We start from the raw sequence: 14,208 nt of genomic DNA on the forward strand, positions 1-14,208 counted from the left end.
ATAAGACGCAGCAGTACGCTGGCGTCAATCTACAGGCCGAATTCGAAAATCGTATTCACGCGGGAATCGGCGGAGCTTTCGGCCTCACGAAGGGCAGCGAAGATGCTATCGTCCGCCTGACCGCCGGCTACGAATTCGAATAAAATTTAACGTCATCCCTGCAGATCAGTTTCAAATTTTTGGATCGCCCGCCACGTCGATATCCATCATCAAGCCACCGCCGCCCTGCTGCTCAGCGTTGTTGTTGGTTGTGTGGTGCGAGATGTGGCAGTGGATCATCCATTTGCCAGCCTTGAGCGCTGTCCAGATCACATCGTAGCGTTGCCCGGGACCGACATTGATGCTGTCGGCCTTAAAACGGGCCGCCGGCGCGAGGGTCTCGCCGTCGCGAGCGACCACCAGAAACGGACCGCCGTGGATGTGCATGGGATGGATGAAACCGCTGCTAGAGCCGATAAAGCGAATTTTCACAGTTTCGCCGACCTTCATCTTGATCGTATCGGTCAAAGGGAAGGCCCGACCATTGATGGTGAAGTAGTTCGGCATGCCGCCTTCCATCGGCATTGCCGGGTACGTCAGGCCGTCCCGCACCAGCCACTCCTGTAACTGGATCGTGTAATCGTGGTCCGCAGCAATCTCGTCTGCAGAATTTGCCGGATCGATAATCAGCGCGCCATACAGCCCTAACGCTTGCTGTCGGTCGACGTGATCGTGCGAATGATAAAAATAAGTGCCCGACTGCACGGCAGTAAATTCGTAACTGTAGCTTTGGCCGTTTTCGATTGGCGCTTGCGTAATTTTAGCGGGGCCATCCATTACGTTGGGCAAAATCAATCCGTGCCAGTGCACGGTCGTCGAATCCGGCAGCCGGTTGGTCACGTTGATCCGCACGCGATCGCCTCGGCGAAAGCGCAATGTGGGACCCGGTACTTGGCCGTTGTAAGCGTAGGCATTAACGGAGATCGAAGGCAGTATCTGCCAGCGGATGACAGAGGTTTCCAGATCAAAGATTTTGACGCCGTTTTCGATGCGAGGCGCCAACGTTTGCGCCCCTTGTCGGTCCAGGCCGTAACTTGCTGTGACCTGTCGCGGGTCGACGGCCGCCATGTCGAGCATCGCGGCGGCCGAGGTTTCCTGGGTCATAATCATGCCCGGCGGCATGATGGCCCCGCCGACTTCTTCGGCGGTCAGTCTCAAATTGAAGAAGGCTGATGGCAAAGTCATCCCCGCGAGCAACATCAACAATGAGAACCCGGTGACGGCGACCAACTGGGGCCGCGTCGCGCCATTCTGCATGTGCTGCATAGGACTTCCCATCGGGTGATTTGTGTGCTTGGCCGCAACCATGGGGGTCTGTCCTTGCGGGGCTCGATCGTGTGGCTGCGTGCTCACCGCCGATGGCTCTGCCATTTGCATGTCAGGGTGCATGCCGCCGGCATCGCTTAGCGGTTTTTCATAATGTCCGGCGTGAGCGTCTTCGCGCACGGTCATGAGGCCGTGCTTCATTCCGCGCGAGACCATCCACACGTTGACTGGATAGGCGACAGCGAAACCGGCAACAATCCCGAGCGACATTACCACCCAGAACAGTGGCTCTCCAGGCCACATTGCGCGCATGTCACGCCCCATCATGAGATAAATCATGACTGGCGCCATTCCGGCCATCATGCAGTTCATTGAGATCAGTTCGGGCAGGAAGCTGCGGCGAACGTTGTCAGCGTAACTGCCCCCCATAATTTTGCGCATAAAAAGCGCCTGAAAGATCAACAATCCAAATAGGAATCCGGCGGTGTATTCGACGATCAAATCCACCCACATCGGCAACCCGACCAAGGCGGTAATGACGGCCGCAACCACAATACCCGTGGCATCGCCGGCGACGCAGTGGACCGTGGACCCCACTCCCTGTTTCCAAAGCGGCTTGATGAATTCTTCGTGGCCGCCCGGCTGGGGTTCTTTGTCAGCCATTACGTACAGCAACAGGCCGATGGGGCCCATATAGAGCGTTGTAAGGACAAATCCCCACTTCATTACGGCGGGTTCGGGATTTCCATTGAACTGGTCCCAAGCCACATAGGCGGCCGATAACAAGGCCACGATCAGCCAAGCGTAGACGAAAATGTCGATCGGTTGAATCAGCATCAGACGTTTTTCCTGGTTCGGACTGTGCTTTTCTGGCGGATCACGATGGAGGGTTTGTCGTTCGGCGTTGTTTGTATCTTCCCTGATGCTGGCGCCCGTGCGTTCACGAAGGTGCCTTCATCCCAAAGTGGCTGGCTCTTTGAGCAAGCTCAAGCATGTGTACGGCCGCTTGGCTCGTCAGAGGATGATGGGTGAAGCCAGGCCTTGGGGAAATGTAAGCTGCCATTTCGCGAACGACCTCGAGCTGCCGAGGAGATGCTTCAGCGAGCAAAGCGATCACCAAGTTTTCCAGCGCGATCAAGCGAATGCGAACAAGCGCCAACTCGGCATTTGTCGGCTGCATAAATCCATATCGCAGGTCGCCGAATATTAAGAATTCTTCGGGGCCAAGGGGCTTTTCGCCACCCTCGTTACCCTCACTAGCAGCGTCATTGGTATTCGACACGATCTACCTCCCGAGGAGTAACAATTTGCTCAGACCATTTAGACTCACGGCAAGGAGTGAGTCACATTCGGAATCTACTCAAGCTCGATCCGCGTGGCCCGCTGTTGCTGCGGCCAGAAGGTCTTCTTAGGATTGTCGTTGATTTGATGGTACTTTCTCTCTCATTGGCGTGACCGGCTCGGTGTATTGCTCAAACAATAGCCGCCCCCACATTTATCGATTGCACTGAAGGAGCGAGCGTGACCGTAGAAGTGCCGCACAATATCGAACAGCTCAATACCGACTGTACCTGCGAAACGCTTGATATTGCGGCGCTGCGGCAAGCAACCGAAGGAGTTATCAACGATCCCGCATTTTTCCGCGAGCTTGAAGAGACGCGCCCCTATTTGCTTGCGGCGCAGCCGTTGTTCTTATCACCTGCTCACGCTGAACAAATGCAGATGATCATAAACAGCATTGAGACGGTTGCCGGTCTTCCATCCTACCAGTCCGCTGTCTTGGACTACGCGCCAGAGATCGCGGCCTTCCGTCCTGGACCCGTCGGGGTCTACATGGGTTACGATTTCCATTTGGGCGCAGATGGGCCGAAACTTATAGAAATTAACAGCAATGCCGGTGGAGCTCTCATCAATGCATACCTGTTGCAGGCTCAGCGGGCCTGTTGCAATCAGACGGCAGCCTCAGCTGCCACTCTTTTTGATCTGGGCGCGCTTCTAGACCAGTTTACATCCAGCTTTGAAAGTGAATGGCGCCTTCAAGGCCGAACCAGCCAACTGCAATCGATCGCGATCGTTGATCAATCTCCAAGAGAGCAATATCTCTATCCGGAATTCGTCCTGTTTCAGAGAATGTTTGAGGCCCACGGCCTAACGGCACTCATTTCGACTCCGGACGCGTTGTCGCGCCGCGATGGAGCGTTGTGGCACGCCGCGCAGCGTGTCGATCTCGTCTACAACCGCCTCACAGATTTCGCCTTGGCCGGGCCGGAAAGCCGGGTGCTTCGGGATGCCTATCTAACGGGCGAAGTGGTCGTAACACCCAATCCGCGCGCGCACGCTCTGTTTGCCAACAAGAAGAACCTGGCCATTCTTACCGACGAGAAAGTCCTCCGAAGGTGGGGCATCGCGGAGGAATTGATAGCGACGCTTCGTAACGGCATTCCACGCACTGAGTTGGTAAAGCTCGGCGACGCTGACGAATTGTGGAGTCGACGCAACACGCTGTTCTTCAAGCCGAGTTCTGGCTTCGGCGGCAAAGCAGCCTACCGTGGCGACAAAGTCACCCGTAAGGTATGGAACGAGATTTTGAATTCAGATTACGTGGCCCAGGCGATTGTGCCTCCGAGCACCCGGACAATTCTAATAGATGGCCAAATTCAGAGCATGAAAGTGGACCTGCGGAATTATACCTACTCAGGCAGGGTTCAATTGATCGCGGCACGTATCTACGAGGGACAAACTACCAACTTCCGAACACCAGGCGGCGGGTTCGCGCCGGTCTTTGTCGGTAATGGATCGCAACAGCCTGCCTGTATGAGGGCCGAGCCCTAATGTCGGCTGCTACTGTATCGGATCATGGTGGTCCGCCGTTACGCAAGTGACATGCTCATGCCGCGTACTGCCGTCCCCAGGAGCGTTCCGATCGTATTTCGCTCGCCTCCCCGCGTTTGGGGCATCCGGCTGACCAAATTTGCTCTTGTAGCATTCGGCCAATCGCCTTTCGTTGTGACAGTGCCGATAGGAGCGATTGTCGATCTGACGAACACCAATACCGTTTTGGTGGGCGCGCCCATCGGCAAGATTGGAAAGGCCACGGAGCCGATCGAACTTGCCCCGAAGCCGGTTATCGCGAGCGCTACCGCTCTCAGACGCGTAGACGCTTTTGTTGTTCGCGTCGGTTGCATCGTTAATCCTGATCGCTGAAACAGCCCGTTTGAAAGTTGTACGAATCGCGGACGGCCGACGGGGGTACGAGGGCCGCCCGCGCCCGGTCACTTGGCCTTCTAAACCATCATGACCGTAATCTGACCTTTGACCTTGTCGGCGCTGAACTTGATCTTGTCGCCGGGCTTGACCTCTTTCAGCATCGCCGGGTCATTGGCTTTGAACACCATTGTCATGGCGCCCATGTCGAGATTGGTGATGGCGTCGTGCTTGATCGTCATCTTGCCGGCGGACTCATCGATTTTCTTCACTTCACCGTTGATCGTCGGCAAGGTCATCCGGCCTGACCTTAAGTCCGACCGGCGCACCGGGTAACTCCTTAACGGTTGACGGGATTCAGCGCTTTCACATGCACGGCGCGATGAGCCAATTTTGGCCTGTCCAGTACCGCTACAGTTTGCCCGTTCGCTTTCGGTTTCGGGGGAAGCCATCGCAAACAAAGTAGGACCTGCTGCACTCAACGTGGGCAATAGCACCGCCTACAAGGTCTTGCCCCCCGAGTTGGAGAAGCGGCTTGGAGGGGCGCACCGGCTACGATCGGCGGGTAACCGGTGCGTGTCATTTGCTGTCTGGCTCGCTCAATGGCCGTTGGTCATCGCGCCGCCGGACGTCGGGGCACTCGACATGCTGCCGTTGGTCATGCTGCCGTGGGCTTGAGCCGCATCGTTTTGCATCTTGTCGTGGGTGCCGGTAGACATCGAGCCGCTCGTCGCGGCGCCATTGGACATGCTGCCCGAAGACGTGCTGGTGCCGGTGGACATGCTGCCGCTTGTCGCCGACTGGGCGAAGGCATCCGCGGCCGAGACGATGCTCAACAAAGCGGCGACCACTGCTACTTTCGATAATGTCTTCATAACTTACCTCGCGTTTTGATGACCGCACTATTGCGGTGGGGTGCTTCACTGATGTGAAGTTTCGGTGCGGCTTCGCCGCGTGTCTGTTCATCGGCCTGCTGATCGGTTCCGCTTGCCCTAGATTCCCGCGTACCATTCGTAGCCGCGGTCCTCCCAGTAGCCGCCTCTTCCCCCCGCGATGTTCGCGAAGCTATCGGTGACCTGAATGCTCTGGATGTACTTGGCGTGCTTGTAACCAAGCTGCCGCTCGACCCGCAGCCGGAGCGGCGCGCCGTGCGGCACGTCGAGCGGATTGCCGTTGAGCGCGTAAGCAATCAGCGTTTGCGGATGGAAGGCGTCCTTGAGATCGATGCTCTCGTAGTATTGCCCCGGGCTTTGCTCGCCACCTTTTGCCGGCTCGCCGGAGAGATTGTCGGCGCAGTGGAAGACCACGTACCGCGCCTGCGGGCTCATCCCAGCGGCCTTCAGCAGGAGCCCGAGCTGGACGCCGGTCCACATGCCGATCGCGGTCCACCCCTCGACGCAGTCGTGCTTGGTGATTTGGGTCCTTGCTGGCAAGCGCCGGATGTCGGCCAGCGAGAGCGACATCGGGTTGCTCACGAGACCGGTAATGTTCAACCGCCAATCGCTGAAATTCGCGGCGGCGTGGGCGTTATAGACATCCGTGTTGGGGTTGAGCGTGCCGTTCGCCTTGAACACGGGAGAGATGTCGGAAGGGCGATATTCCGGCGCCAGCCTGTCGGCATTCAGAAGCGCTCGCTGAGAGATCCGTGTCCAATCCTCCACGGCCTCGAAGATCTTGGCCATCGCAGGATTGAGCGTGAGGGCGTTGGTGTTCGCCACGAGGTAACCGGCCGCGCCAAACCCGGCGACGATTGCCGCGCGCCGCGTGATGATCCGAGCGTCCGCCATCACACCTTCTCCTCTTCGCGCATATCGGCGGCGGGGTTTTCACGGTGAATCCGGTAATAGCCCGTCAGCATCGATCGGATTTCGTTGAAAGGCCCCGCCAGCATCACTTCCACGACGTGGACAATGACAAACAGCACGATGAGCGAGGCGGATATGAAATGGATGCTGCGCGCCGATTGCCGGCCGCCAAAAATATCGAGCAGCTGCGGAAAGACCGCGTTGAACCCGGGAGACATGCTCAGCCCGGTGAGCACCATCAGCGAGATCAAGATAATCACGCCGAGGTAGGCAAGCCGTTGAAGCACGTTGTAGCGTTTTGCGGCTTCACCTGTCGGGTGCCGCAGCCTGAGGTGATCGAGCACCGAACGCGGGATGCCCCTCAGGTCGTCAAGGGTCGGCCAGACGTCTCTCTGCAGGTGGCGCGCATAAATGCTGTACCCGAGATAGAGCAGACCGTTGAGCACGAGCAGCCAGGCAAAAAGGAAATGCCAATGCCGCGCGTCGGCGAGATCCTGGAAAGAAGGAATGGTGAGCCAGTCCGGCCAGCCGCGCGCCTGATACTCGCCATACGCCTTGGACCAGCCGAGCACACCGGTCGTGTCGAATTGCCAAGGGCCGATCTGGGTGATGCCGCGCGGGCCGCTTTCACCCGTGACCGCGCCAAGCGAGAAGAAGGCGTGGTCCGCATCGGCGCCGGACTTGCCCCAATAGAGTCTCGGATGCGCATTGAAGATATTGAGACCGCTTCCCAGAAGAAACAGGATGCAAAGGACGTTGATCCAATGCGTCAGGCGGACAGGAGCACGGTGGCGGTAAATGAGCTCGGCGTGAGGCGCGGGAGCCTTGCCAATCTCATCCGCGACATCGCTACCGGATGACTGTAATTCCACTGTGGGCATGGCGTGCTAATCCCTTGGCTGACGCGATCGCGGCTCGGTCACCACCGGCCATTCGGAAGTTCAGTACGGTCTGTTACTGCGACAAGATCAACATGTATGTTCAGGTGTGCGCGCGTCGGCACCCATCCCGATTCAATCCGGCGCAGTAACCAGCGGAATGAAGATGCGCCGGCCGGAATGGACCGGCGCATCCGAGCATTTAACTTAGTGGGCGACGTCCGCCTTGCTTGCCGTCGTCACATCAACGGCGTGCTTAACCGCGTGCCGGTAATGCACCTGCCGCGCAGCGACCTTCCGCTGTTCCGGCTGCACCGTGTAGGTGTACGGCACAGCGCTTTTTCCCCTATAGCTCACGATCGTTTCCGCGTTGGCCTGGCTAGCAAGCGAACCGGCAACGAGGGCGACGACCGCAACAGCGGCTTTCGAGATGGTCTTCATGGTTTATAGTCCTTTGAATTGAAGATTTTGGATGACGGCTTCCCGCGAGCGCTCCGCAGAGTCAGCCCGGCATGCAGCCGCTGGTTTTAAAAAGTGTCCCGAGCGCGCGGCACCGGGAGGTGCAACGCGCGGCTACGCTCGAGGCGGCGGCGCGGGAGGCTTGATCGAGAGGGACGTGAGGCGCGTGTTGTCCGCGATTGGCACCCGGTTATGCCCCGATGTCGGTTGTTGGTTGACCGGCGGAAGATACGCCCCCGCCGAGAAGCACTGGCTGGCGCAACCGGCGGCGGTCCGGCATTGCGGCAGCGACCCGCAATCCTTCATCGCGTTGTGGCACGGGCAATCTGTGGGATTGGCCGCTTTCATTTCCGCGATCATCGTGCACGGTTTCGCCATGGCGACGCTCGCCACCGGCGCGAAGGCCGAGGCCACGGAGAGCAACAGAATGATCAGCGTCCGAAACCTCTTCATGGCAACCCGTGCATTTCTCTTTTTCGTACGTTGGGCCTTGGCCCCGTGAGCTCAAGTAAGCCGATTGGACCGCGGTGATGGACCTACGGCGACTTGCGCGAGAACAGGTATTTCAGCAACGCCGCGATCCCGAGCACCAGCGCGGCGAGCACGAGTAGACCGAGAAGGTCCATCCCCCACATCATGCCTCCCATGCCGTTGCCCATCATCGCCGGTCCTCTTTCACGAATGCGTTGCCTCGAGTCGGTGGACCCGCGACGGCTCCTTGGCCGGCAGACGCCAGCCCTTCACCAGCCCGTAGATCGCGGGGATGACAATCAGCGTCAGCAGCGTGGACGACACCATGCCGCCGATCATCGGCACGGCGATGCGCTGCATCACCTCCGAGCCTGTCCCGGTGCTCCACATGATGGGAAGCAGCCCCGCCATGATGGCGACCACCGTCATCATCTTCGGCCTGACGCGCTCCACCGCGCCGACCATGATGGCGTGGTAGAGGTCGGCGCGCGAGAAGGGCCGCCCCTCGAGAATGCACTCGGCCTGAACCTCCCGCGACGCGTGGTCGAGGTAGATCAGCATCACCACGCCGGTCTCGGCGGCAACGCCTGCCAGCGCGATGAACCCGACCGCCACCGCGACCGACATGTTGAACCCGAGCCACCACATCAGCCAGAAGCCGCCGACCAGCGCGAACGGCAGCGACAGCATGACGATGAGGGTTTCGGTGAGCCGCCGGAAATTGAGGAACAGCAGCAGGAAGATGATCATCAGCGTCACCGGCACCACCAGCTGCATGCGGGCCTCGGCGCGTTCGAGGTATTCGAACTGGCCGCTCCACACGAGGTAGGTCCCCGGCGGCATCTTCACCTGCTCATCAACCGCTTTGCGCGCGGCGGCCACGTAGCCCCCGAGGTCGCGGCCGCGGATGTCCACGTACACGTAGGTCGCGAGCTTGGCGTTCTCGGTGCGGATGGTGGTGGGGCCCTGGGTCAGCTTGATGTCGGCGACCTCGCCCAGCGGCACCGTTCCGCCGCTCGGCAGCGACACCACCACGTCTTTGGCGATCGCTTGCGGATCTGACCGGAGATCACGTGGATAGCGCAGCGCGACCGTATACCGTTCACGCCCTTCGACGGTGGTGGTCAGGGGCTCGGCGCCAAGCGCCATCGAGATGACATCCTGCAAGTCGGAGATCATCAGGCCATAACGGGCCAGTTGCTCCCGGTTGGGCAGGATTTCGAGGTAGTAGCCGCCCATCACCCGCTCGGCATAGGCGCTGGAGGTGCCTGGGACGGTTTTGAGGACGGTTTCAACCTGGCGGGCGACCTGATCCATCTGGGTCAGGTCCGTGCCGATCACCTTAACGCCCACCGGCGTGCGGATGCCGGTCGACAGCATGTCGATGCGCGCCTTGATCGGCATCGTCCAGGCATTCGAGACGCCGGGGAACTGCAACGCCTTGTCCATTTCCGCGATCAGGCTGTCGGTCGTAACGCCCGGCCGCCATTCGTCCTTAGGCTTGAGATTGACGACGGTCTCGAACATCTCGGTCGGCGCCGGGTCGGTGGCGGTCTGCGCGCGCCCGGCCTTGCCGTAGACGGAGGCAACCTCGGGGAACGACTTGATGATGCGGTCCTGGGTCTGCAACAGCTCGGCCGACTTGGTGATCGACACCCCCGGCAATGTCGTCGGCATGAAGAGGAGCGTGCCCTCGTTCAAGTTGGGCATAAACTCGCTACCGACCTGCGTCGCCGGCCAGACCGACACCGCGAGGACCGCCATAGCGAGGACGATGGTGAGTGTCTTCGCCTTGAGCACGCCGCGGATGACCGGCCGGTAGATGGCGATGAGCGCGCGGTTGAGCGGGTTCTTCGCTTCCGGGATGATGTGGCCGCGCACGAAGAGGATCATCAACGCCGGCACCAGCGTTACTGACAGGATGGCGGCAGCCGCCATCGAGAAGGTCTTAGTGAAGGCCAACGGCCCGAACAGCCGCCCCTCCTGCGATTCCAGCGTGAAGATCGGCAGGAACGATACCGTGATGACCAGCAGCGAGAAGAACAGCGCCGGGCCAACCTCCGCCGCCGCTTCGATGAGGATTTCGGTACGGGGTTTCCCCGGCGGCGCGCGCTCGAGGTGTTTGTGGGCGTTCTCGATCATCACGATGGCGGCGTCGATCATGGCGCCGATGGCGATGGCGATGCCGCCAAGGCTCATGATGTTAGAGCCGAGGCCGAGAAGCTTCATCGCGGTGAACGCCATCAGGATTCCGACCGGCAGCATCAGGATGGCGACCAAGGCGCTGCGGAAGTGCAGCAGGAAGATAATGCACACCAGCGCCACCACGACGCTTTCCTCGAACAGCGTGTGCTTCAAGGTCTCGATGGCGCGCGTGATCAATTGCGATCGATCGTAGACCGGAACCACCTCAGTCCCGGCGGGCAGCGACGGGGCAATCTCCTTCAGCCGGTCCTTGACGTTGTCAATGACGGTCAGCGCGTTGGCGCCGGAGCGCTGCAAGGCAATGCCGCTCGCCACTTCGCCTTCGCCGTTCAGCTCGGCGATACCGCGCCGCTCATCCCCGGCGATTTCGACGTGGGCCACGTCCTTGAGCAGCACGGGCGTGCCGCCGTCGGACTTGACCATGATGTTGTTGAGGTCGTCGATGCTCCGCAGGTAGCCGCGGCCGCGCACCATGAACTCGTGTTCGGACAGCTCCAGCGTGCGCCCGCCGACGTCCATGTTGTTGCCGCGAATGACGTCGCGGATCTTCGACAGCGGAATGTTCAGCGCGCGCAGGCGGCTGGGGTCAACGATGACATTGTATTGCTTGACGAAGCCGCCGACGCTGGCGACCTCGGCCACGCCTTCGGCCTTGGACAGCCCAAAGCGGATTTCCCAATCCTGCAGTGAGCGCAGGTCCGCGAGGGATTTGTTCTTGCCCTGCACCGCGTATTGGTAGACCCAGCCGACGCCGCTGGCGTCGGGGCCGAGCGTCGGCGTCACGCCGGCGGGCAAGCGCTTGGCGGCGGCGCTCAGGTATTCAAGGACACGCGAGCGCGCCCAGTAAATATCGGTGCCGTCCTCGAAGATGATGTAGACGAACGACACGCCAAAGAACGAGAACCCGCGCACCACCTTCGAGCGCGGCACTGTCAGCATCGCGGTGGTCAGCGGATAGGTGACCTGGTCTTCCACCACCTGCGGCGACTGGCCTGGGAACTCCGTATACACGATGACCTGTGTGTCCGAGAGGTCGGGGATGGCATCCAGCGGCAAGGTCTTCACTGCCCACACGCCTGCCACCACCGCGAAGGCGGTGGCGATGAACACCAGCATCAGGTTTTTCGCCGACCAGGCGATGAGGCGGGCGATCATTGGCTGGCCTCCGTGTTCGATGGCGTCGTTGGCGATGGCGCATCAAAGCCCTTCAGCGCCGATTGCAGGTTGCTTTCGGCGTCGATGAGGAAGTTGCCGTTGACCACGACCTTGTCGCCTTCGGAAAGGCCGCTCAGGACCTCGCGAAATCCGTCACCCGTTCTGCCGAGTTTGACGTCGCGGGGCTCATACCGTCCATTGCCGAGGTCCAGTAGCACCACCTGCCGGCTGCCGCTGTCGATCACCGCGCTGGCGGGGACGGCGAGGGCGTCGGCATTTCCGCCGGTGGCGATCTCGACATTGCCATACATATCCGGCAGCAGCGCCATGTCAGGGTTCGGCAGCTCGACGCGGACCTGGGCGGAGCGTGTCTCCTTCATCAGGTGGGGATAGACCACGGTTACCCGGCCCTCGAACACGCGGCCGGGATAGGCGCGCGTCGTAACCTTCACGCGCTCTCCCGGCTTCACAGCGGCGATGTCACCCTCGGCCACGTTCGCCATCATCCACACCATGGTATGGTCGGCGATGCGGAAGCCGACGTCGCCAGCCTTGAAGCCCTGGCCGTCGCTCCAGTTGCGTTCCAGCACGGCGCCGCTGATGGGGGCGCGGATGGTGAAGGTGTCGGGCACGTCGCGGTCGCGCTTGACCTGGTCGATGAACTCTTGCGTCACGCCAAGGTTTTGCAGGCGGCGGCTGGCGCCGACCACGCCGCCGGGGCCTTTGAGGCCGGGCGGAGAAGACGCTTCATCGCCACGCGTCCAACCGGAATTCTGTTCGATGAGCAGGCGGGCCGCCTGATCGAGGATCGCCTGGCCGAACACCGTCGCCAGCACGTCGCCCTGTTTGATATGCGTGCCGGTGGTGACGTCGCCCACCTTGACCACGTAGCCGTCGAACTTCGGCGCCACCACCGCGACGCGGCGCTCGTCAATCGCAATCGTGCCCGGCGCCTGAATGGTGCGGGTGATCGGATGCTTGCCGACGGTGACGGTTTCGACTCCGGTGCGCTGGATCTTGCCCGGTGAGACCTTGATGGAGCCGTCGTCGCTATCCTCGCCTTCATAGACCGGGATGTAGTCCATCCCCATCGAGTCTTTCTTCGGCGTCGGCGACGTATCCGGCAGTCCCATCGGGTTGCGGTAGAACTTGATCTTCTTTTCGCCCGTTGGTGCGGCGGCCTGCGCTACCGGTTCCGTCTTGGGCTTCGGATCGAACGAGACGTCCTCGCTGGCGCGGACGGCTACGTACGCTCGCCCGCCGTCGGTGTTCCGCGGATTCAGCGAATAAAACGGCTTGCCGCTGGGGTCGCGGTAATAGATGACCGGCCCGGTGGCTTCGGGGTGCTCTTCGGTCATGGCCTCCGCGGGGGTCATCGGAAGCTTGAGCAGGCCGGTCTGGCCAGCCCACAACCCGGCTCCCGCCGCAGCCATAACGGCCGCGACGGTCACCATCCCCTTGATGAGGGCGCTCATTGGACAGCCTTGACGATGAGTTTGTTCTCGACCGTGCCGGTCTCGCCCTGCACCTTGGCGCCAAGCGACAAGGCCCATTTGCCTTCCATGCCGAGGTCGGTCTTGAAGCGATAGACGCCGGGCTCGGTGGAGGTCACTGCCTCCAGAGGCGCCGTCATGCCTTCCATCGCTTCGGGACCCATGTCGATGCGCTTGGCAAAGATCACGGCGTCACCAATGGCGCGGCCCGAAGGCTTATGCACGAGCTTCACCGAAATCACCGCCGCGCCCGGCTTCACCTCTTTATCGAGAAGCTGGAACTCGTAGTCCTTCGTGTCGGCAAGGGCCGAGCCGGCCATACCCATGAGGAGTGCGACGCCGACGGCAGCCGCACGCAATGAGGAACGTTGCATGTTGAAAATCTCCTGTTGTCGTGAACCGGCGCAGGCCACCACGGCCACGCGCGTTGCGTTGCCGCGGCATCAGCCGCAGCTGTGCTTCGTCACGCCCGGTGGGCGTGGTTCAGACGATCGGAGGTCGAAGGAGTGGAGGTGTCAGGAAACTGGCGGTGACCGACGAAAGAGTCGGCATCATGCGCTTGCCGATGACATCCCGCTGCAGCCGCGCTTCGGCGATTGGCTGGGGTAGTGGCTGGAAGGACTTGACCAGGCAATTGCCCATCTCCGGGCAAACTTTCTGGGGACAGTCCGGGCAGTGTTTCGCGGGATTGTGGCACGGCATCTCGCTCATCGTCGTTGCCGTGGTTTTTGCGCCCGCCATGGCGAGCGCATACGTCGAAGCCAACGGCATACTGATCAGTGCCCCGAACATGGCGACCATGCCGAGGACCACAAGCCAGCGCTGGAGTAGACGGTTTCCCACGGAATCAGACTGCCACATCCTACACTGCGCTGCAACCTAGCCGCCGCGACGTTGATCGCCAGTGAACAAACCGTAATGACAATGCCCTCAGAAGACGGCCTTGTCGCGAATTCGCGCCTGCCACACGGTCACCAGCGCAAAAGCCGCGGTCCGAGTAACGCGCCGATGGCGGCGCAAATTAGGATGGCTCCGCCATACCACAAGGTGATGAACAGAACAGAACCGCCGGGATGGTGGAGGGCGAAGGCCGCCGCTCCCAATGACCCGGCGACGAGGCCAATGATCGCGCCTGTCCGCCTCAAATCGGTTGGTGCTTCCTTACGCATTGCCCAAACGAGAGACACAAAAGGCGCGAGCGCAAACAAAGGAATGCAGATCAAAGATGCCGCC

15 protein-coding genes are annotated in these 14,208 nt (G+C 60.7%); 2 read left to right on the forward strand and 13 right to left on the reverse strand.

Annotation, left to right across the window (positions count from 1 at the left end; genetic code table 11):
* Positions 1-171 precede the first annotated feature (171 nt).
* Together EKK30_RS05205 and EKK30_RS05210 are read right to left on the reverse strand one after the other, a co-directional pair.
* Complete coding sequence (locus EKK30_RS05205; protein ID WP_290981276.1) at positions 172-2,142, reverse strand: DUF4396 domain-containing protein; 1,971 nt, start codon at positions 2,140-2,142, stop codon at positions 172-174.
* 103 nt (positions 2,143-2,245) lie between these two features.
* Positions 2,246-2,587: a hypothetical protein gene (locus EKK30_RS05210; protein WP_290981279.1), complete on the reverse strand. Its 342-nt coding sequence runs from the start codon at positions 2,585-2,587 to the stop codon at positions 2,246-2,248.
* A gap of 239 nt (positions 2,588-2,826) precedes the next feature.
* On the opposite strand from EKK30_RS05210, the gene EKK30_RS05215 reads away from it, so the two are divergent.
* The gene (locus EKK30_RS05215; protein ID WP_290981282.1) at positions 2,827-4,137 is read left to right on the forward strand and encodes a hypothetical protein; all 1,311 of its coding nucleotides are present in this window, start codon (positions 2,827-2,829) and stop codon (positions 4,135-4,137) included.
* 452 nt (positions 4,138-4,589) lie between these two features.
* Here the strand turns inward: EKK30_RS05215 and EKK30_RS05220 are convergent, their stop codons facing one another.
* The 5 genes from EKK30_RS05220 to EKK30_RS05240 all read right to left on the reverse strand — a co-directional run bounded on the left by EKK30_RS05220 (position 4,590) and on the right by EKK30_RS05240 (position 7,633).
* Positions 4,590-4,808 (reverse strand): copper-binding protein, encoded by a 219-nt coding sequence (locus EKK30_RS05220; RefSeq protein ID WP_290981285.1) that lies wholly within the window; start codon positions 4,806-4,808, stop codon positions 4,590-4,592.
* A 300-nt stretch (positions 4,809-5,108) separates the two neighbouring features.
* Entirely contained in the window at positions 5,109-5,384 is a 276-nt protein-coding gene (locus EKK30_RS05225) for a hypothetical protein (RefSeq protein ID WP_290981288.1), read from the reverse strand.
* 117 nt (positions 5,385-5,501) lie between these two features.
* A complete protein-coding gene (locus tag EKK30_RS05230) occupies positions 5,502-6,296 on the reverse strand; it encodes a molybdopterin-binding protein (protein WP_290981291.1) in 795 nt (264 codons plus the stop codon).
* Entirely contained in the window at positions 6,296-7,195 is a 900-nt protein-coding gene (locus EKK30_RS05235) for a cytochrome b/b6 domain-containing protein (protein WP_290981293.1), read from the reverse strand. Before EKK30_RS05235 ends, EKK30_RS05230 begins: the two co-directional genes overlap by 1 nt.
* Positions 7,196-7,399: 204 nt before the next feature.
* Entirely contained in the window at positions 7,400-7,633 is a 234-nt protein-coding gene (locus EKK30_RS05240; protein WP_290981296.1) for a hypothetical protein, read from the reverse strand.
* 187 nt (positions 7,634-7,820) lie between these two features.
* Here EKK30_RS05240 and EKK30_RS05245 point away from each other — a divergent pair, with 187 nt between their 5' ends.
* Entirely contained in the window at positions 7,821-8,153 is a 333-nt protein-coding gene (locus EKK30_RS05245; RefSeq protein WP_290981299.1) for a hypothetical protein, read from the forward strand.
* A 34-nt stretch (positions 8,154-8,187) separates the two neighbouring features.
* Here the strand turns inward: EKK30_RS05245 and EKK30_RS05250 are convergent, their stop codons facing one another.
* From EKK30_RS05250 to EKK30_RS05275, 6 genes are all read right to left on the reverse strand, one after another.
* A complete protein-coding gene (locus EKK30_RS05250) occupies positions 8,188-8,313 on the reverse strand; it encodes a hypothetical protein (protein WP_290981302.1) in 126 nt (41 codons plus the stop codon).
* Positions 8,314-8,326: 13 nt separating this feature from the next.
* On the reverse strand, positions 8,327-11,482 hold the full coding sequence (locus EKK30_RS05255) for a CusA/CzcA family heavy metal efflux RND transporter (protein ID WP_290981305.1): 3,156 nt from the start codon (positions 11,480-11,482) through the stop codon (positions 8,327-8,329).
* Positions 11,479-12,957: an efflux RND transporter periplasmic adaptor subunit gene (locus tag EKK30_RS05260; RefSeq protein ID WP_290981308.1), complete on the reverse strand. Its 1,479-nt coding sequence runs from the start codon at positions 12,955-12,957 to the stop codon at positions 11,479-11,481. The genes EKK30_RS05255 and EKK30_RS05260 overlap by 4 nt, the downstream gene beginning before the upstream one ends.
* A complete protein-coding gene (locus tag EKK30_RS05265; RefSeq protein WP_290981310.1) occupies positions 12,954-13,349 on the reverse strand; it encodes a FixH family protein in 396 nt (131 codons plus the stop codon). The genes EKK30_RS05260 and EKK30_RS05265 overlap by 4 nt, the downstream gene beginning before the upstream one ends.
* A 109-nt stretch (positions 13,350-13,458) precedes the next feature.
* A complete protein-coding gene (locus EKK30_RS05270) occupies positions 13,459-13,818 on the reverse strand; it encodes a hypothetical protein (RefSeq protein ID WP_290981313.1) in 360 nt (119 codons plus the stop codon).
* A gap of 128 nt (positions 13,819-13,946) precedes the next feature.
* A partial coding sequence (locus EKK30_RS05275) for an NrsF family protein (RefSeq protein WP_290981316.1) occupies positions 13,947-14,208 on the reverse strand: 262 nt, incomplete at its 5' end.

Origin of the sequence: Hyphomicrobium sp., from assembly GCF_003987855.1 — a bacterium.
Taxonomy (GTDB): domain Bacteria; phylum Pseudomonadota; class Alphaproteobacteria; order Rhizobiales; family Hyphomicrobiaceae; genus Hyphomicrobium_B.

Coding starts and splice junctions, on each gene's coding strand:
- EKK30_RS05205 (WP_290981276.1), bottom strand. CDS start 2,142: ATGCTGATTCAACCGATCGACATTTTCGTCTACGCTTGGCTGATCGTG.
- EKK30_RS05220 (WP_290981285.1), bottom strand. CDS start 4,808: ATGACCTTGCCGACGATCAACGGTGAAGTGAAGAAAATCGATGAGTCC.
- EKK30_RS05225 (WP_290981288.1), bottom strand. CDS start 5,384: ATGAAGACATTATCGAAAGTAGCAGTGGTCGCCGCTTTGTTGAGCATC.
- EKK30_RS05230 (WP_290981291.1), bottom strand. CDS start 6,296: ATGGCGGACGCTCGGATCATCACGCGGCGCGCGGCAATCGTCGCCGGG.
- EKK30_RS05235 (WP_290981293.1), bottom strand. CDS start 7,195: ATGCCCACAGTGGAATTACAGTCATCCGGTAGCGATGTCGCGGATGAG.
- EKK30_RS05240 (WP_290981296.1), bottom strand. CDS start 7,633: ATGAAGACCATCTCGAAAGCCGCTGTTGCGGTCGTCGCCCTCGTTGCC.
- EKK30_RS05250 (WP_290981302.1), bottom strand. CDS start 8,313: ATGATGGGCAACGGCATGGGAGGCATGATGTGGGGGATGGACCTTCTC.
- EKK30_RS05255 (WP_290981305.1), bottom strand. CDS start 11,482: ATGATCGCCCGCCTCATCGCCTGGTCGGCGAAAAACCTGATGCTGGTG.
- EKK30_RS05260 (WP_290981308.1), bottom strand. CDS start 12,957: ATGAGCGCCCTCATCAAGGGGATGGTGACCGTCGCGGCCGTTATGGCT.
- EKK30_RS05265 (WP_290981310.1), bottom strand. CDS start 13,349: ATGCAACGTTCCTCATTGCGTGCGGCTGCCGTCGGCGTCGCACTCCTC.